The organism is Actinomadura atramentaria DSM 43919 (assembly GCF_000381885.1).
Lineage (GTDB): Bacteria > Actinomycetota > Actinomycetes > Streptosporangiales > Streptosporangiaceae > Spirillospora > Spirillospora atramentaria.
The window spans coordinates 54,719-81,555 of sequence record NZ_KB907214.1; the positions used below are offsets into that span (position 1 = coordinate 54,719).

At 72.7% G+C, this 26,837-nt stretch carries 18 protein-coding genes and 1 pseudogene; 12 read left to right on the top strand and 7 right to left on the bottom strand.

Translation table 11 applies throughout. From position 1 onward, the window contains the following. Positions 1 to 3 precede the first annotated feature (3 nt). Positions 4 to 2,262, bottom strand: coding sequence for a DNA helicase PcrA (gene pcrA, locus G339_RS0117750; protein ID WP_157407836.1), 2,259 nt, complete (start codon positions 2,260 to 2,262; stop codon positions 4 to 6). Between the two features lie 150 nt (positions 2,263 to 2,412). On the opposite strand from pcrA, the gene G339_RS0117755 reads away from it, so the two are divergent. From G339_RS0117755 to G339_RS0117765, 3 genes are all read left to right on the top strand, one after another. Further along, entirely contained in the window at positions 2,413 to 3,096 is a 684-nt protein-coding gene (locus G339_RS0117755) for a PIG-L deacetylase family protein (protein WP_051107886.1), read from the top strand. Between the two features lie 98 nt (positions 3,097 to 3,194). Beyond that, entirely contained in the window at positions 3,195 to 3,653 is a 459-nt protein-coding gene (locus G339_RS0117760) for an SRPBCC family protein (RefSeq protein ID WP_019632426.1), read from the top strand. Between the two features lie 47 nt (positions 3,654 to 3,700). Beyond that, positions 3,701 to 4,642 (top strand): TIGR03564 family F420-dependent LLM class oxidoreductase, encoded by a 942-nt coding sequence (locus G339_RS0117765; protein ID WP_026341557.1) that lies wholly within the window; start codon positions 3,701 to 3,703, stop codon positions 4,640 to 4,642. A 2-nt stretch (positions 4,643 to 4,644) separates the two neighbouring features. Here the strand turns inward: G339_RS0117765 and G339_RS0117770 are convergent, their stop codons facing one another. Next, positions 4,645 to 5,697, bottom strand: coding sequence for a DUF4267 domain-containing protein (locus G339_RS0117770; RefSeq protein ID WP_019632428.1), 1,053 nt, complete (start codon positions 5,695 to 5,697; stop codon positions 4,645 to 4,647). 83 nt (positions 5,698 to 5,780) lie between these two features. On the opposite strand from G339_RS0117770, the gene G339_RS0117775 reads away from it, so the two are divergent. Both G339_RS0117775 and G339_RS0117780 read left to right on the top strand, forming a co-directional pair. Continuing rightward, positions 5,781 to 9,587 carry an ATP-binding protein gene (locus G339_RS0117775; RefSeq protein ID WP_019632429.1) on the top strand — a complete coding sequence of 1,269 codons (3,807 nt, stop codon included), beginning with the start codon at positions 5,781 to 5,783 and terminating at the stop codon, positions 9,585 to 9,587. Between the two features lie 31 nt (positions 9,588 to 9,618). After that, positions 9,619 to 10,785 carry an FAD-dependent monooxygenase gene (locus tag G339_RS0117780; RefSeq protein WP_019632430.1) on the top strand — a complete coding sequence of 389 codons (1,167 nt, stop codon included), beginning with the start codon at positions 9,619 to 9,621 and terminating at the stop codon, positions 10,783 to 10,785. 30 nt (positions 10,786 to 10,815) lie between these two features. Here G339_RS0117780 and G339_RS0117785 read toward each other — a convergent pair whose 3' ends face one another. Further along, positions 10,816 to 11,445 carry a response regulator gene (locus G339_RS0117785; RefSeq protein ID WP_019632431.1) on the bottom strand — a complete coding sequence of 210 codons (630 nt, stop codon included), beginning with the start codon at positions 11,443 to 11,445 and terminating at the stop codon, positions 10,816 to 10,818. Next, positions 11,442 to 12,605, bottom strand: coding sequence for a PspC domain-containing protein (locus G339_RS0117790; protein WP_019632432.1), 1,164 nt, complete (start codon positions 12,603 to 12,605; stop codon positions 11,442 to 11,444). The genes G339_RS0117785 and G339_RS0117790 overlap by 4 nt, the downstream gene beginning before the upstream one ends. A 173-nt stretch (positions 12,606 to 12,778) precedes the next feature. Between G339_RS0117790 and G339_RS0117795 the strand changes: the two genes are divergently transcribed. Together G339_RS0117795 and G339_RS34165 are read left to right on the top strand one after the other, a co-directional pair. After that, a complete protein-coding gene (locus G339_RS0117795) occupies positions 12,779 to 14,041 on the top strand; it encodes a PspC domain-containing protein (protein ID WP_169514759.1) in 1,263 nt (420 codons plus the stop codon). Beyond that, positions 14,034 to 14,285 carry a hypothetical protein gene (locus G339_RS34165; protein ID WP_019632434.1) on the top strand — a complete coding sequence of 84 codons (252 nt, stop codon included), beginning with the start codon at positions 14,034 to 14,036 and terminating at the stop codon, positions 14,283 to 14,285. Before G339_RS0117795 ends, G339_RS34165 begins: the two co-directional genes overlap by 8 nt. Before the next feature lie 359 nt (positions 14,286 to 14,644). Here the strand turns inward: G339_RS34165 and G339_RS0117805 are convergent, their stop codons facing one another. Beyond that, complete coding sequence (locus G339_RS0117805) at positions 14,645 to 15,073, bottom strand: hypothetical protein (protein ID WP_019632435.1); 429 nt, start codon at positions 15,071 to 15,073, stop codon at positions 14,645 to 14,647. Between the two features lie 359 nt (positions 15,074 to 15,432). Here G339_RS0117805 and G339_RS36860 point away from each other — a divergent pair, with 359 nt between their 5' ends. The 5 genes and pseudogenes from G339_RS36860 to G339_RS40470 form a co-directional block, all read left to right on the top strand. Continuing rightward, a complete protein-coding gene (locus G339_RS36860; RefSeq protein ID WP_019632436.1) occupies positions 15,433 to 16,380 on the top strand; it encodes an SRPBCC family protein in 948 nt (315 codons plus the stop codon). Between the two features lie 523 nt (positions 16,381 to 16,903). Further along, positions 16,904 to 17,593, top strand: coding sequence for a class I SAM-dependent methyltransferase (locus G339_RS0117815; protein ID WP_019632437.1), 690 nt, complete (start codon positions 16,904 to 16,906; stop codon positions 17,591 to 17,593). 89 nt (positions 17,594 to 17,682) lie between these two features. Next, the gene (locus G339_RS0117820) at positions 17,683 to 18,312 is read left to right on the top strand and encodes a class I SAM-dependent methyltransferase (RefSeq protein WP_157407838.1); all 630 of its coding nucleotides are present in this window, start codon (positions 17,683 to 17,685) and stop codon (positions 18,310 to 18,312) included. A 218-nt stretch (positions 18,313 to 18,530) separates the two neighbouring features. Further along, complete coding sequence (locus G339_RS38935) at positions 18,531 to 19,100, top strand: hypothetical protein (protein WP_157407839.1); 570 nt, start codon at positions 18,531 to 18,533, stop codon at positions 19,098 to 19,100. 117 nt (positions 19,101 to 19,217) lie between these two features. Next, a pseudogene (locus G339_RS40470) lies at positions 19,218 to 19,322 on the top strand (TetR/AcrR family transcriptional regulator); the annotation flags it as partial. Between the two features lie 262 nt (positions 19,323 to 19,584). On the opposite strand, the gene G339_RS0117835 reads toward G339_RS40470, so the two are convergent. Beyond that, a complete protein-coding gene (locus G339_RS0117835) occupies positions 19,585 to 23,091 on the bottom strand; it encodes a bifunctional glycosyltransferase/CDP-glycerol:glycerophosphate glycerophosphotransferase (protein ID WP_019632441.1) in 3,507 nt (1,168 codons plus the stop codon). Positions 23,092 to 23,247: 156 nt separating this feature from the next. Then, the gene (locus tag G339_RS0117840) at positions 23,248 to 26,772 is read right to left on the bottom strand and encodes a bifunctional glycosyltransferase/CDP-glycerol:glycerophosphate glycerophosphotransferase (RefSeq protein ID WP_019632442.1); all 3,525 of its coding nucleotides are present in this window, start codon (positions 26,770 to 26,772) and stop codon (positions 23,248 to 23,250) included. Between the last annotated feature and the right edge of the window lie 65 nt (positions 26,773 to 26,837).

Genomic DNA, 26,837 nt, shown 5'->3' on the forward strand with positions numbered 1-26,837 from the left:
CCGCTACAGCTTCTCGAGCGGCGCGTAGCGCAGGATGAGGTGCTTGACGCCGTACTCGCCGCCGAAGTCGACGCTGGCGGCGGCCTTGTCGCCCGCGCCGTCCGTCGCGACGACCGTGCCGAGCCCGAACGCGTCGTGGGTGACCTTGTCCCCCGGTGACAGCGCGATGACCGGGCGGTTGCCCGACGACCGGACGCCCGGCCGCGCCGCCGCGACGCTGAGCGCGGACTGCCGCGTCGGCCCCTCCCGCTCCCAGTCGACCAGCCCCGCCGGGATCTCGCCGAGGAACCGCGACGGCGGGTTGACCTGCGGCGCGCCCCACGAGCTGCGCATCGTCGCCCGGCTCACGTACAGGCGCTGCCGCGCCCGGGTGATGCCGACGTAGGCGAGGCGGCGTTCCTCTTCGAGTTCCTTCGGATTGCTCATGGCGCGCAGGTGCGGGAAGACCCCGTCCTCCATGCCGGTGAGGAACACGACGGGGAACTCCAGCCCCTTCGCGGTGTGGAGCGTCATCAGCGTGACGACGCCCTGGTCGGTCTCGGCGGGCTGCTCGCCGGGCGGGACGGGCGCGTTCTTGGCCCCGCCGGGGATGGAGTCGGCGTCGGCGACGAGCGCGACCTGCTCCAGGAAGTCGACCAGGCGCCCGGCGGCGGACTCCCCGTCCAGCCGCTCCTCGTACTCGCGGGCCACCGACTCCAGTTCGCGCAGGTTCTCGATGCGGGTCTCGTCCTGCGGGTCCTTGGAGTTCTGCAACTCCTCCAGGTAGCCGGACCTGGTCAGCACGGCCTCGACGATCTCGCCCGGCGTCCGCTCCGGGACGAGCTCGCGCAGCCCGTCGACCAGCGCGACGAACTCGCGGACGGCGTTGACCGACCGCGTCGCCATGCCCGGCACGTCCTCGGGGACGCGCAGCGCCTGCCAGAACGAGATCCGCTCGCGCGAGGCGTGCGCCTCGACGCACGCCTCGGCGCGGTCGCCGATGCCGCGCTTGGGGACGTTGAGGATGCGGCGCAGGCTGACGGTGTCCTCGGGGTTGGCGAGGACGCGCAGGTAGGCCAGCAGGTCGCGGACCTCCTTGCGCTCGTAGAACCGCACCCCGCCGACGACCTTGTACGGCAGCCCGACCCGGATGAACACCTCTTCGAACACGCGCGACTGCGCGTTGGTGCGGTAGAACACCGCGACGTCGCCGGGCCGCGCGTCGCCCGCGTCGGTGAGCCGGTCGACCTGCTGCGCGACGTGCGCGGCCTCGTCGTGCTCGTTGTCGGCGACATAGCCGACGATCTTGGCGCCCGCGCCCTGGTCGGACCACAGCCGCTTGGGCTTGCGGTCGGCGTTGCGCTCGATGACGGCGTTCGCCGCCGACAGGATCGTCTGCGTGGAGCGGTAGTTCTGCTCCAGCAGGATCGTCTCGGCGTCGGTGTAGTCGCGCTCGAACTCCAGGATGTTGCGGATCGTCGCGCCCCGGAACGCGTAGATCGACTGGTCCGCGTCGCCGACGACGCACAGCTCGGCGGGGCCGATGCCCTCGACGGGCGCGGTCAGCTCGCGGACCAGCTCGTACTGCGCGTGGTTGGTGTCCTGGTACTCGTCGACGAGGACGTGCCGGAACCGCCGCCGGTAGTGCTCGGCCGCCTCGGGGAACACCTGGAGCAGGTTGACCGTCATCATGATCAGGTCGTCGAAGTCCATCGCGCCCGCCTGCTGGAGGCGCGCCTGGTACATCTCGTAGGCCCCGGCGAGCGTCTGCTCCATGTGGGTGGACGCGCGGGCCTTGAACGTCTCGTAGTCGATCAGCTCGTTCTTCAGGTTGGACACCTGCGCGCTGAACGACTTCGGCGGATACCGCTTCGGGTCGAGGTCGAGCTCGCGGCAGACCAGCGCCATGAGCCGCTGCGCGTCGGCCTGGTCGTAGATGGAGAAGCTCGTCGGGAAGCCGAGCCGCGCGGCCTCGCGGCGCAGGATGCGCACGCACGCCGAGTGGAACGTCATCACCCACATCGCGCGCGAGCGCGGGCCGACGAGGGCGTCGACGCGCTCCTTCATCTCGGCCGCGGCCTTGTTGGTGAAGGTGATCGCGAGGATCTGGCCGGGGTGGACGTCGCGCTCGGCGAGCAGGTACGCGATGCGGTGGGTGAGCACGCGCGTCTTGCCCGAGCCCGCGCCCGCGACGATGAGCAGGGGCGAGCCGGCGTGCTCGACGGCCGCGCGCTGCTGCGGGTTGAGGCCGTCCAGCAAGGGGTGAACTTCGGTCGTGGACATCGCAGGCGAGTCTACGGTCCGGGGCCGACGGTTTAGGTCCGGCGGCGGAACCCGGCGGCGTCTTCCGCCGGTTTGTCGGCGCCGCCTTCTACGCTGTCGGACGTGGCGAACGTACTGGACGACTCCGAGATCCGCCGGGTGCTGGTCGTGATGGCGCACCCCGACGACGTCGACTTCGGCTCGGCGGGCACCGTCGCGACCTGGACGGACGGCGGCCTGGAGGTCGTCTACCTGATGGTGACGGACGGCGACGCGGGCGGCTTCGACGACGGCGTGACGCGCGCGCGGATGGCGGCGCTGCGGCGCGCCGAGCAGGAGGCCGCGGCGGCGGTCGTCGGCGTGCGCGACGTCCGCTACCTCGGCTACCCGGACGGCCGGGTCGAGGCGACGCTCGACCTGCGCCGCGACATCGCGCGGGTGATCCGGCAGGTCCGCCCGGACCGCGTGCTCGCGCCGAGCCCCGACCGCGACTACGCGCGGATCTCCCCGAGCCACCCGGACCACCGCGCGGTGGGGTCGGCCGCGCTGGACGCCGTCTACCCGGACGCGCGCAACCCGTACGCGTTCCCCGAGCTGCTGGCCGACGAGGGGCTGGAGGCGTGGACGGTCCGGGAGGTGTGGCTGACGGGCGGCCCGAACGCCGACCACCACGTCGACGTGACCGACGTCTTCGACCGCAAGATCGAGGCGCTGCGCGCGCACGCGAGCCAGACGGCGCACCTGGGCGACGGCCTGCCGGAGATGATCAGCGGTTGGCTGGGGGCCAACGCCGGGCTGGCCGGGTTTCCCCCCGGGCGGCTCGCCGAAGCGTTCCAGGTGGTGCCGACGGCCTGACCCGCGCGCTGCATCCGTGGCTGCGAACCGCCGACCCGCTTGTGGGCGGCGGCGCGCCTGGTTAGCGTCGGCGTGATCCGCACCCCCTGGGAGACCCGATGACGCAGACGTTCGAGACCTCCGCCGTGTCCACCGCGCCCGCCGAAGTGATCTTCAAGCATCTGGCCGTCGCCGAGGCGTGGAACGCCTGGGGCCGGTTCCCGACGAAGGCGCGCCGGGAGCGGCCGGGCGACGGGACGCCGAACGGCGTCGGGGCGGTGCGCAAGATCTGGCCGGCGCGCGAGCGGGTGGTGGACTTCGACCCGCCGTCGCACTACGCGTACGTGGCGCTGGCGGGGCTGCCGCTGAAGAGCTACCGGTCGGACGTGTACCTGGAGCCGCGCGCGGGCAACACGCGGATTCGCTGGGCGGCGGAGTTCGAGCCGAAGGTCCCGGGCAGCGCGCCGGTCGCGCGGTTCCTCGTGGACCGGCTGCTGACGTCGTTCGTGCGGCGGCTCGCGCGGCACGTCGAGCACTGCCCGCAGGACTGCCCGGCCCGCCGCACCGACGCAATCTAGACCGATTAAGTAGGAATAGCCGGGCCGCGCACGGCGTTGGCGCGGCCATGAGCATTGGTGTGGCTTTGTATCCGCCCGTCACCGGCAACGCGGTGGACGGCATCGTCGAGCACGCCCGCGAGGCGGCGGACGCCGGGCTGGCCTCCGTCTGGTGGGGCCAGCGCTTCGACTACGACGCGATCGGGCTGGCCGCGGTGGTCGGCCGCGAGGTCCCGGCCGTCCGCGTGGGGACGTCCGCCGTCCCGATCTTCGAGCGGCACCCGATCCTGGTGAACGCGCAGGCCCAGACGGCGCAGGCCGCGACCGGCGGCCGGTTCCAGCTCGGCCTCGCGCTCGGCGCTCCCGGGCTCGTCGAGCCGGCGTTCGGGGTGAGGTACGAGCGCCCGGCGCTGCGGCTCCGCGAGTTCCTGACCGTCCTGCGCTCGCTGCGGGAGACCGGGGAGGCCGACTTCAAGGGCGAGACCCTGGTCGCCTCGACGCTCCGGCCGACGCGGCTGGCGGGGGCCGACCCGGCGCCGCCGCTGCTCGTCGCGGCGATGGGCCCGCACACGCTGCGCGTCGCCGGGGAACTGGCCGACGGGACGCTGCCGTTCCTCGCCGGGCCGCGCACGCTCGGGGAGCACATCGTCCCCGCGATCACGGCCGCCGCCGAGGCCGCGGGCCGCCCCGCGCCGCGCGTCGTCGCGTTCCTGCCCGGCGCGGTCGTCGCGGACGTCGCCGCGGCCCGCCGCGCCGCCGAGGAGGCGTTCGCGTTCTACGACCGGGTGCCGTCCTACCAGCGGACCGTCGCCCTGGAGGGGCGGGAGCGCGCGGCCGACCTGGTCGTCCTCGGCGACGAGGAGACCCTCGCCGCCGAGATCCGCCGCTACTTCGACGCCGGGGTCACCGAGGTCGTCGTGTCCCAGACCGACATCGCCGGGGACGAGTCGCGGCGGCGGACCTGGCGGCTGCTCGGCGAGCTGGCCGCCGAGCCGGCCACCACCGTCTGACCTCACCGGCGGCGGGTGGACCGGACGAGCAGCGCCCCGCCCAGCGCCACCGCGGCCGCCGTCAGCCCGTGGATTCCCAGGGCGGCGGCGGTCGAGCCGTGGTTGGTGAGGATGGTCAGGGCGTCGCCCGCCGGGATGACGGCCGTCGCGAGGAAGGTCCAGCCGAGCGCGCGGTGCTCGCCGCGGGCGAGCAGCGCGAAGGTGATGAGGCCGCTCGCCAGGTCGCGGACGCCCTTCAGCCGCAGGAACGCCTCGGCCTCGCCGTGCGGCCAGGCGGGCAGCCCGAACGACGGTGCGGTGGAGCCCGGTGCGATCAGGTAGCTGAGGCCGACGTAGCCGATGCCGAGCCCGGCGGCGACCGCGATGGCGGTGCCGACCCGCGACGGCGCGTCGCCGGTGCGGACGCGGCGCATCAGGTTCGCGTAGCGGCGCTGCCCGACCGTCTTCCAGATCAGCCGGACCGGGCCGGGCAGCCCGCCGAGCATCATCGCGCGCTCCTCCGGCGTCGCGTCCTCCAGGATCACGCCGAGGAAGGTGAGCGCCTGCATCTTGGTCGCGGTGGCGACGAAGTGCTCGCCCTGGGCGTCCCACTCGGCGGCGGTGAGGTGGCGTTCGGCGAGCGGGAGCAGGTTGGTCTCCTCGTCGTCGAGGTGCTCGATCAGGACGGTGCGGTGGTGCGCGAGGGCGGCGACGAGCGCGTCCCGGTCCGCGGCGGACGCGGACGCCCGCCACGCGGCGGACCGCTCGGCGACGGCCGCGAGCGACGCCTCGACGCGGGAGTGCTGCTCCTCCATCCGCAGGACGATCTCGGCGTCGAGGTCGACGCGGGCCAGCAGGAGCGGCCAGAGCAGCTCGTCCTCGCCGGTGTGGTGCATGTGGAGGCCGGCGCGGTAGTCGTCCATGAACGCGACGATCGCGCGGGCCCGGCGGACGTCGCCGGGGCGGACGGCGGCGACCAGTTCGCCGAGCAGCCGCGACTCGCGGCGGAACCCCTTGTGGATGATCACCATGCTGCGGGTGTCGGCGTGGTCGGCGCGGAGTTCGGTGGTGGTCATCGGTAATTCCCTTCGGCGGTGCCCGTCCGGTTCTCGTTCGGTGCGGCTTCAGCTTCGCCGGGGGCTCTTGGGGCCGACTTGGAATGCTCTTGGAACCCGGCGCGTTGAACGCGGCGATGATCGAGATCAGCGTTCTCGGCGCGTTCGCCGCAGAGGTCGGGGGCCGCGCCGCGCCGCTCGGCGGCCCGCGCCAGCGCGGCGTGCTGGCGCGGCTCGTCGCGGCGCGAGGCGCCGTCGTCCCGGTGGACCGGCTGATCGAGGACCTGTGGCGCGGCGAGCCGCCCGCGCGGGCGGTGGCGTCGCTGCAGGCGTACGTGTCGAACCTGCGGCGGCTGCTCGAACCGGACCGGCCGCCGCGTGCGCCCGCGACCCTGCTCGTCAGCGCGCCGCCCGGGTATGCGCTGCGGCTGCCCGCCGACGCGGTGGACGCGTGGCGGTTCGAGTCGCTGCTCGCGGCGGCCTCCGCGGAGTCCGACCCGGTGGCGGCGCGGCGGCTGCTGGACGCGGCGCTGGCCCTGTGGCGCGGCCCGGCCTTCGCGGAGGCCGCCGACGAGCCGTGGGCGGCGCCGGAGGTCGCGCGGCTCGCAGAACTGCGGTCGACGGCGCGCGAGCTGCGGGCCGACGCGGCGCTGCGGGCTGGCGCCGTGGCGGACGCGGTGACCGAGGCCGCGCGGCTCACCCGCGACGAGCCGCTGCGCGAGGAGGGCTGGCGGCTGCACGCGCTGGCGCTGTGGGCCGGGCGCCGCCAAGGCGACGCGCTCGCCGTCCTGCGCCGCGCCCGCGAGGTGCTGGCCGACGAACTGGGCCTCGACCCGGGACAGGCACTGACGGACTTGGAACGGGCCATCCTGTCGGCGGACGCGACCGCGCTGCCAACCCTGCGTCCTGAACCGCACCGAACGGGAACCGGCCTACCAGTGCCCTTCCGTACGGAATCTCCATCGACTCCCTCGGAACACGAACCGGTTCAGCCGGACGCGCAAGCCGAAGCGACCGCGTCCCACAACGAACCGCCCCGAACGATGGCGTCCGACCGCGAGCACTCCCGCGAACCCGGCCGGAACGAGCCGTCTCAGACGGCTAGCTCCCGCGCAGCCGAGGAAGATCGGCTTCGCGCGGCCACGTCCGAGCACGGGCCGCCCAGCGCCGGGGAACCGTTCGTCACGACCGGCCCGGATGCGGCTGGAGGGCGGCCGCCCCGGGCGGCTGCGCCCCGCACGTCCGGGCTTCCCGCGATCACTGGCGACGGACGGTCCCGCACCAATGACGCGACCAACCGCTCCCGGACCGAAGCGCATGCATCCAAGGGCGACCAGGTCCGCGCGGCGACGACCAACGCCGCCGTCAACGCGCCGACCCGCGCTACGCTCCCGCGCCGCACAGGCGAACCGGCGGACTCCGGCCTCGTGGGACGCGACGAAGAGCTGGCGGCGTTGCGTTCCGTCGCCGCCGAGGCGGCGAGCGGCGCACTGCGCGTCGCGCTCGTCAGCGGCGAGGCCGGACTCGGCAAGTCCTCCCTGCTCGACGCGCTGGCGACGGAACTGGCGGCCGACGGCTGGCTCGTCGCGTGGGGCCGCTGCCCGGAGGACTCCGGCGCGCCATCGGCGTGGGCGTGGACGGAAGCGCTCCGAACCGTCGCGGCCGACGCCCCGCCGCCCGAGGGCCCGGACGGAACCGCGCTCGGCCCGCTGCTGGCCGAATCCCCCGAGCCCGTCCGAACCGACCCGGCGGCGGGCCGCTTCCGGCTCCACCGCGCGGTGTGGCAGTGGCTGACGGACGCCGCGCGGGAACGTCCGGTCGCCGTGCTGCTGGACGACCTCCACTGGGCGGACGCCGCGACCCTCGCGCTGCTCGACGCGGCCGCGACCGCCCCGGACGCCCCCGTCCTCCTGGTCACGACGTTCCGCGCCGAGGAATCCGAACGCCTCACCGGAACCCTCGCCGCGCTGGCCCGCCGGTCACCGCTCCGGCTCCCGTTGCGCGGCCTTCCGGTGGACTCGGTCGCGCGGCTCGTCGCCGCACTGACCACGGCGGGTGGCGCAGCCCCGGCGGACGAGACGACGATCGCGGCTCTGGCCGACCGAACCGGCGGCAATCCGTTCTACGTGCGCGAAAGCGTCCGGCTGCTGAACTCCGAAGGCGCGCTCGTCGCGGTGTCGGAGGTCCCCGAGGGAGTCCGCGACGTGCTGCGGCGGCGGTTGGCGCGGCTGCCGGACGCGGCGGTGGCGGTGCTGCGGGTCGCGGCCCTGGCGGGCGGCGACGTCCGCGCGGATGTGGTGATCGAGGCCGCCGACGCGGACGAGGACGCGGTCCTCGACGCGCTCGACGCGGGGATCATCGCGGGCCTGCTCACCGAGTCCGGGCCGGGCCGGCTGCGCTTCGCGCACGCGCTCGTCCGGGACACGATGGCGGGCGACCTCGGCCCGCTGCGGCGCGGCCGAACGCACGCGCGCCTCGGCGCGGCGCTGGAACGGCTCGATCCCAACGACGCGCCCGCGCTCGCGCGCCACTTCCTCGCCGCCGGAACGGCCGCGACGGCGGCGAAGGCCGTCCAGTACGCGGTGCGAGCGGCGGAACTGGCGGAAGCCAGATACGCGCACGAGACAGCGGTGGAACTGCTCGACGCAGCGCTGGACGCCCACGCGCTCCGCTCCCCGGCCCCCGACGGAGACCTGGACGCCGACCGCGCCGACCTCCTCGGACGGCTGCTGCGGGCGCGGGTCCGCGCGGGCGACATCACCGGTGCGCGCGCGGCGCGGCAGCTCGCCGTGGACCTGGCCACGGCAGCGGACCGCGACGATCTCCTGATCGCCGCGTTCACCGCATGGACGGAACCGACCCCCTGGCAGACCCGCCCGTACGGAACGGTCGACGACCAGCTCATCAGCAGACTGCAACAGCTCCTGGCCCGCGACGACCTGACCGCTGAGACCCGCTGCCGCCTGCTGAACATGTACGCGGCGGAAGTCGCGGGCGCGCGCGACCCATCGGCCCGCGCCGCCGCGACGGAGGCCAGCGCGCTCGCGGCCGAGCTCGGCGACCCGTTGCTCCAGGCCCTGACGCTCGTAACCCTCTGCCGCGAACTGCACGGCAGCACCGAGATGCCGGACTTGTCGCGGAAGCTGGTCGCGCTCGGAGAAGAACACGACCTTCCGGTACCGCGCTGGATCGGGCTGCTCACCCTCGCGCAGGCGTCCGTGGCGAGCGGCCCGGCGGAACCGACGCGGCTGCTCACCGAGGCCGCGGAACTGGCCGAGCGCTACCGGATGCCGGACGCGGCGGCGACGACCGAATGCGCGCTGGCCGCGATGGACGCGGCGGAAGGCCGATTCGACGCCGCCGGCCACCGCTACGAGCGCGCCGTCGCCGCGATGGCCCGGCAGGGCTCCCTGCACGCCGAAGGCTTCCTGTACTTGGCCAGGGCCTCGCTGCTGGTCGCGCAAGGCCGGACCGCGGCTCTGGCGGACGACGCCGACGCCGTCTTCGCCCAGCTCGGACCGATTTCGGCCGACATCCTGGCCGCCGGGCTCGCCGCCGCCGGACGCGCGGACGACGCCGCGACGATGCTCGCCCACGCACCCCCGATCGCCCCCGATTTCTTCTTCACGCTGTTCACGACTTTCCGCGCGCTGACGGTCGTCGCCTTGGGCGACCGCGCGGCCGCCGCACCGCTCTACGACGCGCTGCTCCCGTACAAGGACGCCGCGCCCGCCGGGTTGGAGAGCCTGTCGATCGCACTGCGGCCGATCCCGCAGACGCTCGGCGAACTCGCGCGTCTGCTCGGCCGCGAGGACGAGGCCGCGCGCCACTTCGCCGCCGCGCGCGAGACCGGAGACCTCTGGGGAGCCGCGCACTGGATCGAGGAGGCCCGGTCAGCCGCCGGTGCGTGACCGGTCAGCGGTCCCGCCGAGAGTTCTCGGCATGGCGAACAACGAATTCCCTTCAATCCTCATCTCCGGCGCGAGCGTCGCCGGCCCGGCGCTCGCGTACTGGCTCGTCCGGTACGGCTTCCCCGTGACGATCGTCGAACGCAACGCCGGCGGGCCGCGCCCCGGCGGCCAGGCCATCGACGTGCGCGGACCGGCGCTGGAGGTCGCGGAGCGCATGGGCGTCCTCGCGGAGATCCGGGAGCGGGCCGTGCGGATGCGCGGCATGAGCATGGTGGACGCGGACGGCCGCGAGGTGTACCGCAGCGAGGAGCAGACCCTGACCGGCGGCGACCTGTCCTCGCCGGACGTGGAGATCCTCCGCGACGACCTCGCCGACACGATCATGCGGGCGGCCGGGAACGGCGTCGAGTACGTCTTCGGCGACTCGATCGCCTCGCTGGACGAGCACGACGGCGGCGTGGACGTCGTCTTCGAGAGCGGCGCGCGCCGCACGTTCGGCGTCGTCGTCGGAGCGGACGGCCTGCACTCCACGACGCGGCGGATCGCGTTCGGCCCCGAGGAGTCGTTCCTGAACCTCCTCGGCACCTACCTGGCGGTGTGGACGGCGCCGAACTTCCTCGGCCTGGACCGCTGGCAGGTCTTCCACCAGGTTCCCGACAGCGACTGGGGCGGCGGCGTGATGAGCGTCCGGGACAACACCGAGAGCCGCGTCTACCTCGGCTTCCAGCGCGAGACCCCGCTGCGGTACGACTTCCGGGACATCGCCGAGCAGAAGAAGATCATGGCCGACGAGTTCGCGGGCAAGGGCTGGGTCATCCCGCAGTTCCTCATGCACATGTGGAACGCCCCGGACTTCCACTTCGACGCGATGGCGCAGGTGCGGCTGGATCACTGGTCGCGCGGCCGCGTCGTCCTGCTCGGGGACGCCGGATACTGCGGGTCGCCGCTGTCGGGGCAGGGCACGAGCATGGCGCTGATCGGCGCGTACGTCCTGGCCGGCGAACTGCACCGCGCGGGCGGCGACCACGTGCGGGCGTTCGCCGAGTACGAGGCGAAGCTGCGCGACTTCGTCAAGGCGAACCAGGACCTCGCGTACATCAACAAGCGCCGGGTGGAAGCCGAGCTGGAAGGCCGCGAGGACCCGGACCTGCCCAACTTCACCGAGGTCGTGAACTCGTACACGGTCGAGGACTACTGACGGGCGTGGGCGACGCGACCGGCCCGCCGCCTACACGAGGCGGCGGGCGGCGGCCCACCGGGAGAGTTCGTGGCGGTTGGAGAGCTGGAGCTTGCGCAGGACGCTGGACACGTGCGTCTCGACGGTCTTCACCGAGATGAACAGCTCCCGTGCGATCTCCTTGTAGGCGTAGCCGCGCGCGATGAGCCGCAGCACCTCCCGCTCCCGCTGCGTGATCTGGTCCAGCTCGGGATCGGCGGGAGGGGCGTCGGTCGCGGCGAACGCGTCCAGGACGAACCCGGCGAGCCGGGGCGAGAAGACGGCGTCGCCGTCCGCGACGCGGGCGATGGCGTCGGTCAGCTCCGGCCCCGAGATCGTCTTGGTGACGTAGCCGCGCGCGCCGCCGCGCACGACGCCGATGACGTCTTCGGCGGCGTCTGACACCGACAGGGCGAGGAACCGGGAAGGGACCGTTCCGTGCAGCCGGCGCAGCACCTCGATACCGCCGCCTCCGGGCAGGTGGACGTCGAGCAGCACGACGTCGGGCGTCTCCGCCTTGATGACGGCGACGGCCTCGTCCACGTCGCCCGCCTCGCCGACGATCTCCACGTCGGAGCCCAGCTCCGCCCGCACGCCCGTGCGGAACATCTGGTGGTCATCGACCAGCACGACCCGATTCATGACTTCCTGATCTCCAACCTGACCTCGGTGCCCTCGCCGGGAGCGGTGCGGACCGAGGCGGTGCCGCCGTTGCGCTCCATACGTCCGATGATGGACCCCCGGACGCCCATCCTGTCGCCGGGGATGGCGTCGAGGTCGAACCCCTTCCCCCGATCGCGGACGAACACGCTGACCGCGTCGCCCTCGACCTCGGCGTACACCGACACGGGCGCGGCCCCGGAGTACTTCGCCGCGTTCACCATCGCCTCGCGCGCCGCCTGCAGCGCCGCCCCGAGCCGGTCGTCGAGCGCGGTGTCCCCGACGACGACGATCTCGATCGGCACGCCGTGCAGGTCCTCGACCTCGCCGGCCGTCTCCCTGATCGCCGCGGCGAACGTGCGGTCGGGGTCGGCCCGCGGCTGGTACAGCCAGCTCCGCAGCGTCCGTTCCTGCGAGCGCGCGAGCCGCTGCACCTCGCGCGGGTCGGACGCGTTCCGTTGAATCAGCGTCAGCGTGTGCAGCACCGAGTCGTGGATGTGGGCGGCGAGCTCGGCGCGCTCCTCGGAGCGGACGCGCTCCTGCCGCTCGGTGTCGAGGTCCTGCCAGAGCCGTACGACCCACGGCGTCGCGATCACGGTGACGCCGGTCAGGATGATCAGCGTCGCGATCACGACGTACCGGGCCTCGCCCGCGTCCACCTGCCGCGCCACGAACCCGGCGATGCCGCCGATCACCAGGAGCAGCCCGATGACGCTGCGCAGCCACATCCGCCGCAGCGGCATCATCCAGCGCTGCCGCTGCTCGCGGTCGGCCTGCTGCCACAGGATCGCCGCGCCGATGCCGCCCGCGAGGAACGGCCAGACCGCCGCCTGCGCGGCGTTCGCGCCCCACGTGAGGCTGGACAGCCCGACGGTGACCGCGCCGTACGCCAGGAGCTGCCCCCAGTCGCGGCCGCCGATACGCGTCGGGGCGTCGGTGTCACGCGGGACGAGCAGCCAGAAGGCGCCGTACGCGGCCAAGCCCAGCCCGCCGCCGACCGTCAGCAGCACGAACGCGACGCGGACGATGGCCACGTCCACGCCGAGGTGTTCGGCGAGACCGCGCGCCGCCCCGGCCAGCAGCCTGCCGTTGGCCCGTCTTCGCAGGCGGCGGCCGGTGACCGCGTCGCTCGTCTCCTCCATGACACCGATCGTCACACGTGCGCGCGGGCGAGCGCATCGGGGGACGCACCCCCGGTTCCCTGAGATCAGCCTCAGGGTCCGGTCAGGGGTGTGCCCGATACCGCCCGGCCGCGTCCGCCCGCCACGATGGACGCATGGCGGACGACCGGCGAACGGACGAGGAGAGGGAGCCCATGAACGCACCCGCGGGCGGGACGGCGGAGGCCGACCCGCAGCCGGCCCCGCGCGAGGGGCGGCTGACGCGCGTTCCGGAGGGGCGAATCCTCGCGGGCGTCTGCACCGGGCTGAGCGCCCGGACCGGCATCGACGCCGTCGTGTACCGGGTGGCGTTCGGGTTGCTGGTCGTCGCGCAGGGCCAGGGCATCCCGCTCTACATCGCGGCCTATCTCCTGATGGCGCCCTCGCCCGCAGAGGCGTCGCACGCCGAGCGGATCTTCAAGCGCCGGTTCGACGCGACCACGGTGCTCGCGCTCCTCGGCGCTTTCTGGTGCGCTGTCGTCGTCGCGGGGCTGGCCGGGTCGGGTTTCTCCGCGAACGCGGTCACGACGCTGACGATCTTCGGGTTGGCACTGCTCGTCGCGCACTCCCGGGGCGTGGACTTCGCGGCGCTGGCCCGGAGCATGCCCGAGCGGCTGCACGGCCAACCGCCGGAGCCCGCGACGGGTTCCCCGGTGTCGCTGGACAAGCAGCCCACGACGACGCGGGTTCCGGACGGGATGATCGACCTGGCCGAATACTCGTCGCGGAACGGATACCCCACCGAGCCGGAAGCGCCGGAAGCCCCGCCCGCGCCGGCGAAGCCGCCGAAGCCGAAGAAGGCGCGCAAGGCGTGGTCGCCGCTCTCCGTCGTCACTCTGTGGATCGCGTTCGCCGTCTGTGCCGCCGTCTACCCTTTCGCCGACGGCCTTCCGGACGAGCGCACGGTGCTCGTCGTCGGCGGGGCCGCGCTCGCCGTGGTCTCCGTGGGGCTGCTGGCGGGCGGCTGGATCAGGACACGGGGCCTCGTGCTGGCCGGGGCCCTGCTCACCCTCGCCCTCCTGACGGACACGGTGGTCATGAAGTCGCCCCACGGAATACGGATCGGTGACGTCGATTGGAGGCCCGCCACCGTGGCGAGCACGCAGCAGGGATACCACCTGACGGTCGGCACCGGCCGACTCGACCTCACGCGCCTGGCCGTCGGCAACGGCGAGCGCGTCCGGATCAAGGCGGACGTGGTCATGGGCGCGCTCAAGTTGACGGTGCCGCGCGGCGCGCGGGTGAACCTCACCGCGCGACTGCTGGTCGGCGACCTGACGGTCGACCGGCACACCCTCAACGGCCCGAAGATCGACCACACGCAGGTGCTCGAACCGGAGAGCCCGGTCGCCGATCCGCCGGTGATCGACCTGAACGTCCGGACCGGGCTCGGGGACGTGGAGGTGCGCCGTGGCTGACCAGAAGCGCCCCGCGCGCCGCTTCGACCCGAGCGCGGTACTGGCCGGACTGCTGTTCGGAGCCGCCGCCGCGTTCTTCCTGGTCCTTGGGACGACGGGCCGGTCCCCACTGGACGTCCGAGTGATCGTCGCCTCGGTGTTCGTCGGTCTCGGCCTGGTGGGAATCGCACGCGCGATCATCCACGTCCGCGACCGCTCACGCCCGTCCGATCAGAAGTCCGCAACCTGTGACCGCTCCCGCTGAGGATCACCCAAGCGGACATCCGCGTCAGTGGCCGCTCGCCCTGAAGACCGCCGGTCAGACACCCGCGTCCGCAGCCGCTCGCGCTGAGGCTCGTCCAAGCGGACATCCACGTCCGTGGCCGCTCGCCCTAAGGGTCGCCGGTCAGACGCCCGCGTCCGTGACCGTTCACGCTGAGGCTCGTCCAAGCGGACATCCGCCTTCCTGGCTACTCGGTCTGAGGGCCGCCGGTCAGACACCCGCGTCCGCAGCCTCTCGCGCTAAGGATCGTCCGGTCGGACGCCCGTATCCGCAACGGTCCCGCTGAGGGTCGCCCGGTCAGACGGCCGCGTAGGTGCCCGCTCGCGCGGACGGCTGGCCGGTCAGAGTGCGGTGGCGTGGAGGGTGACGGCGTAAGCGGGGGCCGGGTTGGCGACGACGCGGGCCGATCCGGCGGCGCGGACGCGGACGCCGCTCGGCCGGAGCGGGCGATCCGCGACGCCGTCGTCGGTGAGGGCCGTCTCGGTCAGCTCGCCCGCGACGAGCACGCAGACCTCCGTCCCGGCCGGTGCCTGCGGGTCGGAGCGGTGGCCGGGCGGGTGAACGGTGATCCAGGTCCGGACGCCGGCACGCTCGTCCAGCGGCACGGTGAGCGCGGCGGCGGGGTCGAAGCGGACGGTCGGCCACCAGGCGGCGGGGTCGGCGGCGAGCTCCAAGAGGCGGGCGGCGAGCACGCCGACCGTCGCGGGCCGGGGCGCGAGGACACGGCCGTGCGGGTCGTCCTGGCCGCGCATGATCAGGTCGGGAACCATCGGGGGTCCTTCGTGTACGGCCGCGCGGATGCGGCCGGAAGCCGGAAGAGAGGGCTGGGTCCGGGCGGCGAACGGCGCGCACCGGACGGGACGCTGCGGGGAATCGTCAGCGGCGACAACACGAAAGACACAGCGCGCTGGCCGCGCGGCGGAGAGCCACGGGGCTGTGGAGGGCGAGGCGCGCTGGCATGGGACCTAGGAGACACGCCGTTACCGAGGGTTGTCAAACCGATCTCCGGACGATGCCCGGTTATGACCGGTAAGTCGTTCGCCGTTCGTTCCCCGGAGGCGTCTGGCGGCGGGCCGGGGGACGGTCGTAGGGTCACGGGGCAAGCCCCCTGACGATAAGGACCGAAACGATGCAGCTCGACCACGAATTCACCGTTCCGATACCGGTGGATCGGGCCTGGTCGGTGCTCAGAGACGTTCCGGCGCTCGTTCCCAGCGTCCCCGGCGCGACGCTCGACTCCATCGACGGCGGCGCGTACGCCGGTCGGCTCCGGGTGAAGGCCGGGCCGATCACCGTCACTTTTCGCGGCACGATCCGCGTGGCGGTCGCCGACCCCGACGCGCGTACGTTCACGGTCGAGGCGGAGGGCCGGGAGGCGCGCGGCCCCGGCGCGGCGGCGGCGACGCTGCACGGCACCCTGGCCGAGGACGACGGCGCGACCCGGGTGAGCGTGCGGACCGACCTGCGTGTCACGGGCCGCCTCACCGAAGCGGGTTCCGACGCGCTCGCGGGTGTCGTCGCGCGCCTCATCGCGCGGTTCGCCAAGAACCTCACCGCCGACCTCGCGTCCCGTCCTGCCGACGACACCGGTGTTGTTCCCGATGCTGAACCCGAAACGGGTTCCGCGTTGGAGACCGGCCCCGCCCACGACGGCGTAACCGCGTCGGCTTCGGAGAGCACGCCGGGAATCCACGCCGTCCCAGAACCCGGCATCGCCGCCGAACCGAAGATCGTCCCGGAACCCGAGGGCACGGAGCCGCCGCCGATCCCCGAGATCCGCGTCCCCGTCGAGGAGATCACGCCGAAACCGATCAGCGACCCGTTCCCCGACCCGGCCGCCGACGTCGGAACGGTCACCCCGCTCATCCCGCGCCAGCGGTCCACCGGGCCGGACGACCTGCCCACCCTGCTGTCCACGGTGGTGCCGCTGCGACCGGCGACCCATCACGACGACGCGGCGTCCCTGCCCCTGCCGGAACCGACCGCGCCGTCGCTCACCCGCCGGGCCGCCCCCGCGCTCGCTGCCCTGCTCGCCCTTCTGGTGACGATCCGCCTGGTCCGACGCCACCGGTCCTGACCTGCCAGACGAATACGGACTGTTCGTCCGAATGTCCTAGGTTTCCAGCCGATCACCGCGCGAGTGGATGCCGGGCCGTTGGACCGACACGCCGCAGTCTGAGCTGCCGTCGGTCACCTGCCCGAACGCCCACGGTTCGGTGGATGTTCTGCGGCCTGACGTGCTGGACGAGCTTCCGGGCGAAGCTTGCGAGAACGGCGAGTCAGCCTCATGTGTGACGGCGAGCGTCGAACACCACGGCCACTGAGCTGCGGACCGGCGGCACCAGGCCGGTTGCATGTCGGTCGGACGACGGTGGCCGACCCTCCGGTCATTTAGGTCGATCTCTCCACGGCTGATGGCGACCCGCCAGCCTCCTGGATCCTGCCCGCGCCAATCGCGGGAAGCCGTGGTCTCGCTCCGGCGAACGACACGCCGACCGCCGATCCGCCGGACGCCATGCGTCGGGCAAGACCGCTCCACGATCCGCTCATGAGCGGCGGCGCAGGTCGCGCGCGGGAGCGGCATCGCGTCCGCTTGTCCCGTGCAGACGATCGACACCCGCGCGCCGGCGGACGGCCACTGGTGGAGCCGGGCGCGGCGGGCCGTTCTGACCCGTGAGCTGCGGCGTCTCGGTGAACCCGCGCACGCCCTGGACATCGGCGCGAGCGACGGCGCGTACTCCCGCGTCCTCATCGCGCAGGGCTGGGACGTCACCGCGGTGGACGCCGACCCGGCGGCCGTCGCGCGCTGCCGCGCCTCGGGCGTGGACGCCTACGAGGCCGACGCCCGCTGGCTGCCGCTGCCGTCCGGCTCGTTCGACCTCGCCGTCGCGTTCGGGACGTTCGCGCACGTGGACGACGACGGCCTCGCCGCGTGGGAGATGGCGCGCGTCCTGCGTCCGGGCGGCGTCGCGCTCGTGTCGGTCCCGTGCGACCTCGCGCTCTGGTCCGCGCACGACCTCACGCTCGGCCGCGTCCGCCGCTACACGCGCGACGCCCTGGCGCTGCTGGTCGCCGACGCCGGGCTCGTCCTCGACTTCGTCGTGAACCTGAACGTCCTGCTGCGCCCACTGGTCCGGCTGCGGCGGCACCGCGTCCACGGTTGGGAGACGCGATCCCGCCGCCCTTCGGTGAACCGCCTCCTGACGCTCACGCTCGCCGCCGAACGACGGCTTCCCCTCGGGACGTTGCCGGGAACGACTCTGGTCGCCCGCGCGCACCGGCCCGACTGACCGGGCCGACGCCAAAGCCGCCCCAAGATCACGTAGCGGCGGCGCGGCACCTGGGCACCGCGTCACGCGAGGTCACCAAAGTGGGCGACATGGACACCATCGAGATCCAGCGGCCCGTCCGCGCCACCGCCGAACACTGGTGGCACCGTGAACGGCGGATGCTGCTCGCCCGCACGGCCGAGCGTTTCGTCGCGCGACGCGCCCTGCACCTCGGCGGGGCCTGCGACGCCCGTGTCCTCGCTGACCGGGGATGGGACGTCGTGGCGATCGACTCATCGGGCACGCGTGTGGATACCGCGCGCTGCGCCGGACTCGACGCCCGCCTCGGCGACCCTTGCGCCCTCCCCCTCGATGACGAGGAGTTCCACTTCGTATCCGCGCTGGACATCCTTCCCACCAAGAACGACCGGGCGGCTATCTCCGAGATCGCGCGCGTCCTGCTCCCCGACGGGATCGCTTTCCTGACGGTCTCCACTCGCCACCACGACCGCCGCTCCATCACAGCACTCGCGCGGAGCGTGGGTCTTCGTGTGGAGCGCGTGCGCTACCGGAACGTTCTGCTGGGCGGTGCGCTCCGCCGTCGTCCCGGTCTCCTGACCAAAGCGCTCCCCACCCACATCAACCGGAGGATCGCGCACCTCAGCGCGCTTGAACGACGTCTCCCGCTCGGAGCCGTTCCCGGCGGCACACTCGTGGCGCTGGTCCGCAAGCCGCTCTGATCGTCCCGTCCGGCAACTCAGCAGAGCCGCCAGCTCCACCGAACGCGCAGGGGTCATCCAACGCACAGGCCGAACCGCCAACAAGCTGCAGAAACACAACCCGGCGTCCACGTCGGGACGGGAGGTTATCCACAGGGTTGACGCGTGGGTGCGGCAGGTCTTCGGGTCTGGGTCTACTCAAGGTCCCAGCCCGACGACCCGGAAGGGAACCACCGCTCATGCGTGGAGACAGCATCGAAGTCCTGGCCATCGGCGACGGCGGCCGCACCGAGCACTTCACCCTGCGAGCCGAGCGCATCGGCCGCCGCGTCGAGACCGTCACCCACGACGGCATCACCGAGATCAGGGAGGTCAACCGCAACGGTCTCGTCCTGCGCAGCGTCGAGTACCCCACCGCCCAGGTCCTCCGTCTGGTCCGCTACTCGCACCGGAACGGAACTCCCACACCCATCGACATCCGGCCCACCAACGCCGAGCCGAACCCCGCAGACCACGCGCCCGCGAAAATGGCCGCCGCCGTACCGATCGCCGCTGGCAGGAGGGCGATGAAGTCCGTGCCGACCGCGCACAGCCCCGCCGACTCGGCACCGACGAGGCCCAGGCTCATGAGTCTCGGTCCGCTCATGGGCACCGGGTGGAGCCCGTACCGCAACACCACCGTGCTCACGATGGACGGCACGAACGTCCCGCTGCCCCGGTCTGACGGCGAGAAGCCGAGCCGGAAACGCGGCGCCTCGAAAAACGGGCCGCAGGCCGACAGCGGTAAGCCGAAGCGGAAGCGCAAATGACGGTGCTTGATCAGCTCACAAATACAGCGGCGCAGGCCGACTGCAACGCCGATGCCGACGGAACATGCAACTACATGTTCGCGCCCGATCAATCAGCAGGAACTCGTGACCGAGACGATGGGACGTCGTGAACGCACGAAGGCCGCGACCCGCCAGGCAATCGCGGATGCGGCCTTCAGGCTCTTCACCGAGCGCGGCTACGACGTGGTTAATGTCCGGGACGAGGCCGACGTATCCGCAACGATGCTCTTCAAGCACTTTTCGAACGGCAAGGAAGCCCCGCTGTTCGACGAAAACGCCGATGTGGAGGCGAAGCTCGTCGGAGCCGTCCGGAATCGTCCCGCCGGACGGTCCGTCCTCAACCCGCTCCGCCTCCACATGCCGGATCCGCGCCGGGACGATCCCGACGCGGCCGCCGCACGGATCGTCACGCCGCTCGAAGACGGCTGGAGCGCGGCGGCCGCCGACCGCACCGGGGACCGCGTCAGGCCGGCAGGTCGAGGCCCACGCGGGTCGGCAGGACGCGCTCGAGGACGCGCGCCGCGGCGTTGCCGTCGTCGGCCGGGCAGAAGCGCGCGCGGAATCCCGCGTACGCCAGCGCGTGCCGGTTCGTGACGTCCTCAACGTCGCCCAGCGCCTCGATGACCTCGTCGCTGGTGCGCAGCAGCGGACCGGGCGCCATCGACTCGAAGTCGAAGTAGAAGCCGCGGACGTGGTCGCGATAACGCTCCAGGTCGTAGGTGAAGAAGAGCATCGGCTTGCCCGTCACCGCGAAATCGAACATCGACGAAGAGTAGTCCGTCACGAAGACATCGGTGATCAGGTACAGCTCCGCGATATCCGGGTAGTCCGACACGTCGATGACGAACGGGTTCTCCCCCGGCTTCGGCTTGTCCGTGACGAGATAATGCGTGCGCAGCAGGAGCACGTAATCGTCGCCGAGCGCCTTCGCGGCGCGCTCCAGATCGAGTTCGAGCTGGAACGCCCGCTTGCCCACCGCGAAGTGGAAGTCGTCCCGCCAGGTCGGCGCGTACATCACGACGCGCTTGCCGCGCGGGATTCCCAGGCGCTCGCGGACGCGCAGCCCGAGCGCGTGCCGCTCCGGCCTGTTGAGCAGGTCGTTGCGTGGATAGCCGGCGTCGAGGACCGGCCCGTCGTAGCGGAAAGCGCTCCGCAGGAACGGCACGACGTACGGGCTCTGCGCGAGCAGCAGATCCCACTGGGGGACGTCCTGGGTCATCCAGTCCGCGCCCTCGGTCCGCTTGTACGGCATTTCCCGCAGGTCGTAGCCGACTTTCTTCAGCGGCGTCCCGTGCCAGCACTGGACGTAGGTCTGGCCCTCACGCTTGTCGAACCATTCGGGCTGCCGCCAGTTGCCGACGATCAGCTTCGCGCGGGCCAGCGCCTCATAGTGCTCGCGGCTGCCGGCGAGAACCGTGCGCGCGCCGTCCGGCTGGGGGAACTGGCCGTCCGCGGTGACCCAGACGCAGTCCATCCCGGTGCCCGTCCGACGCAGTTCGTCGAAGACGCCGCGCGGGTTGTCGGAGCACTGGCGGCCGTTGAACGCGTCGAACACGGCCAGGTCCAGGAGCGGCCGGGTGCGGTAGCGCGGATAGTCGGCGGTGCGCAGCCGCGACTGCGCGTACCCGCCGCGTTCGGCGTGCGGCAGGCCTTGGCGGATGCGGAGCTGCAGCGCGTCGTCCTTGGCGGCGTGCGGTTCGACCTCGTGGAAGCCGACGATCCGGGGCGCGGGCAGGCCCGCCGCGGCGTCGCGCGCGACGGCGACCGGCAGTTCGGTATGCGCGGCCGGGCACACGACGTTCCACTTGCCCCGGCCGAGCGGCATCTCGACCCCGAAACGCGACATCCGCGACGGCGCGAAGACCGCCGTGAACGCATCGCCCTTCCACGAGACGGGAACCGAGTACTGCTGGCCGGAGCGTTCCCTGCGCAGTAAGAACTCGGTCGGCCGCGCCGCTCCGGCGCACGTGCCGGACAGCGTCAGCCGGTCGCTGGAGTCCCAGCGGACGCGGGTGACGACGGGCGCGGACGGCCGGACGACGACGCACAGGTCGCCGGTACGGGTCCGCGTGACGACGGCCTCGGCGCTCTCCCGCCCCGGCACGGGGTGGCAGGCGTCGGCGGCCCCGTCGGACGCGTCCACGTGCAGCGGCGACCCGTCCGCGAGCGCCAGCGTCCACGTCGCGCCGGGCGATCCGGCGGGCAGCACCCGGTCGGGCGCGAGGTCCCGGAGCGGCAGCCGCGCCCAGAACGAGACGCCGCCGCCGGGCAGCGCGCCGACCTCCAAGTTCGCCTTGAGCTTCGCGCCGGGGCCGGACCGGGCGACCAGCACGGCCCCCTCCGCGGGCGCGTGGGCGAGGACGCCCTCGATCTCCAGCGCGTCGGCGACGCGGCGGTGCGCGGTGACGAGCGCGCTCGGCCGCCGCACGCGGAGCCGGAAGCCGCCCGCCCCGATCGCCCAGACGCGTGATCCGTCCGGGAGGGCCGCCGGGACCGGCCAGCGGTGCCGCGCCGAGCGCGGTCCGGCGACGCCGACGCGGCGGCGCACGCCGCGCGCCGACACCTCCGCGACGAGCCGCCAGTCGATCTGGCGGCGCCGGCCGAGGACCTTGAGGTCGACGGGGTCGATCTCGGCGACGAAGCCCGTCCCGTCGCAGGAGACGGCCGACTGGCCGGACGCGGCGGTGACGTCGGGCCTGGTCACGCGGACGGCGTGAACGCGGCGCAGCCCGAGCTTGTCCTCGGCGAGCAGCCACAGCCGCAGCCGCATGTCGTCGGGCGCGGCCGCGCCCACACGCGCGACGTAGGCGTGCCCCTCGACGCGCAGCCGCCCGTCCGTCCACGCGACGGAGTCGACGCGGGCGACGGCCTTCATCTCGTCGGTGACGTCGTAGAGGTCGCACGGCAGGTCGCGGTCGGCGTCGTCGAAGAACGGGTACTCGGCGTACCACCGGGGGCGCAGGCCGCCGCGCCGCACGAAGGCCGCGCGCTTCGGGCCGCCGAGCCGGACGAACGCGAGGACGTCGAGGAGGTCGTCCAGCCGCTGGTGTTCGAGCAGGTGGAGCTGGAGCCGCAGCAGGGCGGGGAGCTTCGCGCGCACGCCCGGCCCGGCGCTGCGGACGGCCTCCGCGCCGAGCTCCATGAGGGCGGCGCGGTCCTCGTCGGCGGTGCGCGGCAGTCCTTCGAGCAGCACGCGGACGTCGACGTCGATCAGCGAGTGCTCGTCGAAGGCGGGCAGCAGCGCGGGCGCGCGCCGCGCGACGCGCTCGCGCAGGGCGAGGGCCACGCCGATGCGCTGCGCGTAGTTGTCCCGGTCGAAGCGGGCCTCGGTGATCGACCCGGTCCGCTTGCGCCACCGGTAGACGACGTCGTCGAGCACGTCCACCGAGGTCGCGGCGAGATGCGCGCCGAGCGCGACCGGGACGTCCTCGTAGAAGCCGTCCGGGAACTCGAAGTCGTGCTCGTTCCAGAACGAGCGGCGGAACATCTTGTTCCAGACGCAGCGGTCGCGGACCAGGAGGGGCCGGTCGGCGATGCGGACGCCCGCCGCGGGACGGCTGAAGACGCCGTCGTGCATCCACGACCGCCACGCGCGGTCGCCGTCGATCCGCTCCACGCCGCCGGTGGCGAGGTCGGAGCCGCTGCGCTCCAGCGAGCCGAGCATGCGGCGGTACGCCTGCGGGGGGACGACGTCGTCGGCGTCGGCGAACGCCAGGTAGCGGCCGGTGGCGCGGCGGACTCCGGCGTTGCGGGCCGGACCGGGGCCGCGGTGCTGCTCGTGGACGACCCGGAACCGGTCGTCGGCGCCGGCGAACGCCCGCGCGACCGCACCTGATCCGTCGGTGGACCCGTCGTCCACCACGATCACTTCGAGGTCGCGCAGGGTCTGGCCCGCGAGCGAGTCCAGGCACGCGGGGAGATGTTCCACGACGTTGTGCGCGGGCACGACGACGCTGAGTTTGGGGGACATGTCGCAACCTCCCGTCAGGCCGCCGTGGCGGGGGAACTCGGCGGCGCCCCCGATGCTAACGCGCGGTGATCTGACGGGTGCTGATTGCGATGAAATCGCGGTCGGCCCTGCGTTCGCCCACGTCCCGCCGCGGGTGTTCGCGCGGCGGGAGCGGACTCAGCGCTCGCCGAGGGCCCGGTCGAGGACGCGGTCGCCCGCGTGGCCGTCGTCGTGGGGGCAGTACTTCTCCCGGAACGCCGCATAGGCGACGGCGTAGCGGGCCGACACGTCCGGCAGTTCCCTCAGCGCCTGCAGGACCTCGTCGCTGGTACGCAGCAGCGGGCCGGGCGATTCCGCCTCGAAGTCGAAGTAGAATCCGCGGACGTGGTCGCGGTACCGGTCGAGGTCGTAGGTGTAGAAGAGCATCGGCTTGCCGGTGACCGCGAAGTCGAACATCGAGGACGAGTAATCCGTGATGAACACATCGGTCGTCAGATACAGCTCCGCGATATCCGGATAGTCCGAGACATCGATCACGAACGGGTTCTCGCCCTGCCGCGGCTTGTCCGTGACGAGGTAGTGCGTGCGCAGGAGCAGAACGTGGTCGTCGCCCAGCTCCGCACCGAGGCGGTCCAGATCGAGCTGCAGCTCGAAGGCCCGGGTACCGACCGCGAAATGGAAGTCGTCGCGCCAGGTCGGCGCGTACATGATGACCTTCTTGCCGGGCGGGATGCCGAGGCGGCGCCGAACGTCGATCTCCAGCGTGTGCCGTTCCGGCTGGTTGAGGAGGTCGTCGCGCGGATATCCCGTCTCGATGATCTCGCCCTCGTACCGGAAAGCGCTACGGAAGAGCGGCGTGGAGAACGCGTTCTGGGCGACGAGGAAGTTCCACTGCGGAACCTCCTTCTCCATCCACTGGACGCCCTCGGTGCGCTTATAGGGCATTTCCTTGAGGTCGTAGCCGATCTTCTTGAGCGGCGTCCCGTGCCAGCACTGGACGTAGATCTGGTCGGGGCGCTTCTCGAACCATTCGGGTTGCCGCCAGTTGCCGACGATCAGCTTCGCGCGGCCCAGCGCCTCATAGTGCTCGCGGCTACCCGACAGTACCGTCCGCGCGCCGTCGAGATGGGGGAACTGGCCGTCCCTCGTCACCCAGACGCATTCCATTTCCGGGTCGCGGCGGCGCAGCGCGTTGAAGACGCCGCGCGGGTTGTCCGACATCTGCCGCCCGTCGAACGCGTCGAACAGCGCGAGGTTCAGCAGGGGCTGCGTCCGGAACCGCGGATACTCGACGGTCTGGAGCATCCGCTGCGCGTAACCCCCGGCGTCCTCGGGACGGTGGGCCGCGCGGACGCGGAGCTGGAGTTCCTCGACGCGCGTCGAGTGGATCTCGATCGAGTGGAAGCCGCTGACGTGCGGCTCCGGGAGCGAACGCATGGCACGGCGCTCGACGAGCACCGGGATTTCGCGTTCGCCCGTACGCATCCGCACATTCCAATTGCCGCGGCCGAGCGCGGTGAGCAGCCCGAACTGCGGCATGCCGCGCGGGGAGAAGGCCGCGGTGAACCGGTCCCCATCCCAGTCGAGATCGACGAGGTGCTCCTGGCTCGACCGGTTCCGGCGCAGGACGATTGTCTGCGGCCGCCGCGCCTCGCCGCCGGCCCAGTCGCCGCCGAGCACGAGCCGGTCGTCGTCCTCCCACACGGCGCTGGTGACCATCGGCAGCGCGGGCCGGGAGTAGCCGGAGATGTGGTCGAATCGCGTGCGGCTGACCGCGAACTCGACGCCCTCACGGCCGGGGATCGTGTAGCGGGCGTCGGCGGCGTCCGGCCCGTCGTGCAGCAGCAGCTTGGTCCCGTCGCTCAGTTCGAGCGTCCAGGAGGCGCCGACGCCCGCCTCCCACGTCGGGAGCTGCGCGTCCACCGCATCGGGCGCGACCGCCTTCTCGCCGCCGAGTTCGGCGAGCGGCACGCGGGTGCGGAAGCGGAGACGTCCGCCGTCCTCCCCGCTGATCTCCAGGGGCGCCTTGATTTTCACGCCGTGACGCGGGAGCGCCGCGACGAACCTGGTCTTCGGGTCGGGCCGCTGCGCGAGCGTGCCGATGAACTCCAGGTCGTCGCCGACGCGGTGGTGCTCCAGGACGACCGCGCCGGGCACGCGGGCGCGCAGCCGCAGCCAGCGCGAGGCGATCACCTGGCAGTAGACGCCGTCGGCCAGCTCGCGCTGCAGCGGCCAGCGCTGCCTTGCCGAACGCGGGATGCCAAGGTTTCGCCGCCGTTTGACGCCCTGCGCGTTGATCTCGACGACGAGCCGCCAGTCGACGTCGCGGCGACGGCCCAGGACTTTCAGCGACGCGGGGTCCACTTCGGTGACGAACCCGGACCATTCACAGGAGACGGATGACTGCTTGGCGTTCGCGGTGACGTCGGGGCGGCGGACGCGCTCCACGGACAGCTTGCGAAAGCCGATCTTGTCGTCGGCGACGAGCCAGAGTCGGAGCTTCAGGTCGCTCTGCTCGGAGGCGTCGACGCCGCCGATGTACGCGTGGCCCTCGATGCGCAGCCGGTCCCCCGCCCACTCGAAGGAGTCCACGTGGGCGACGGCCTCCAGCTCGTCGGTGACGTCGTAGAGGTCGGCCGGGAAACCGGTGGCGGGGTCGTCGAAGTAGGGGTATTCCGCGAACCAGCGGGAGCGAAGGCCGCGCTTGACGTAGCGGACGGACTTCGGCCGCCCGAGCCGAATGAAGGCGAGGACTTCCAGCAGCTCGTCCAGCCGGCCGTGCTCCAGCATGTAGAGCTGGAGCCGCAGCAGCGCGGGCAGTCTGCGCCGGACGTCGGCCGAGGCGGTGCGGACGGCGCGGGCGCCGATCTCCATCAGCGCCGGGCGGTCCTCGTCGGAGGCGCGGGGCAGTCCTTCGAGCAGAACGCGGACGTCGACGTCGATCAGCGAGTGCTCGTCGAACGCGGCGACCACCTCGGGGCCGGCGGCGGCGATGCGCTCGCGCAGCGCGACGGAGACGTCCACGCGCTGGGCGAAGTTCTCGCGGTCGAACCGGGCGTCGGTGATCGAGCCGGAGCGCTTCCGCCAGTAGTAGACGACCTCGTCGATGACGTCGATGGCCGAGGCCGCGAGATGGGCGGCCATCGCGACCGGGACGTCCTCGTACAGGCCGTCGGGGAAGCTGAACCCGTTGGCGTCCCAGAACGACCGGCGGAAGACCTTGTTCCAGACGGTCCGGTCGCGGACCAGCAGCGGACGCTCGGAGATCCGCGTCTTCTTCGTCGTCTTCTTGAAGACGCCTTCGTGGATCCACGACTGCCAGCGGCGGTCCGCGTCGATGCGCTGGGCGTTGCCGCACGCCAGGTCGGACCCGCTGCGCTCGAGCGAGCCAACCAGCACCGCGTAGGCGTCGGGCGGGACGACGTCGTCGCCGTCCGCGAAGGCCAGGTACTCGCCGGTGGCGTATTGGATGCCGTGGTTGCGCGCCGCTCCCGGGCCGAGGTTCTCCTGCTGGACGACGCGGAACCGGGGGTCGCGCTCGGCGAACCGCTTGGCGATGACCGCCGTGCCGTCGAGCGAGCCGTCGTCCACCAGGATGATCTCCAGGTCGCGCAGCGTCTGCGCGGCCAGCGAGCCCAGGCAGTCGCTCAGATAGTCCTCCACGTTGTTCATGGGGACCACGACGCTGAGCTTGGCGGACATCTCAAACCCTCCAGAAGTCCATGACAGGGGGAAACCGGGAGCCTGGAACGTCGGGGAGGACCGCC